Origin of the sequence: Megasphaera jansseni (assembly GCF_047974155.1) — a bacterium.
Classification (GTDB): Bacteria; Bacillota; Negativicutes; order Veillonellales; family Megasphaeraceae; genus Megasphaera.
The window spans coordinates 1-420 of sequence record NZ_JBHYRR010000079.1; the positions used below are offsets into that span (position 1 = coordinate 1).

The window sequence follows — 420 nt, forward strand, 5'->3', positions numbered from 1 at the left end:
CGCAGCGCCCATTGTGCAGAAAATTTCCTGGAAGGTTTCTCTGGTTACCTGCTGACGGACGACTATGTCGGCTACCGTTCCATCAAGACAGAGGGGCATTGCCTGTGCTGGGCGCATGCCCGACGGAAGTTCGTCGATGCCGCTCCGGCTTATGCTAAAGAAACGGATGGACTCGAAAATACCTTAGTCAAAGCGGGGATCGACCAGATCAGCCAGTTATTCGACAAGGAAAAAGAATATAAATCGCTTTCACCGGAAGAACGGTATAAACGACGCCTCGGGGAAGAAATGCCTATCCTGAAGGCGCTCTTCGCGTGGGCAGAAAACAATGTCGACAAACTGTTGCCCAAATCGCCGCTGGCAACGGCCATGAATTATCTCCTGTCGAACCGTGACGGGCTGACCTGTTACCTCAAAGAC

1 protein-coding gene is annotated in these 420 nt (G+C 52.4%); it reads left to right on the top strand.

Going from position 1 to position 420, the window contains the following annotated elements:
* Positions 1–420, top strand: a 420-nt coding sequence (locus ACE418_RS13475; protein WP_416451083.1) for an IS66 family transposase, incomplete at both ends; no start/stop codon positions are given.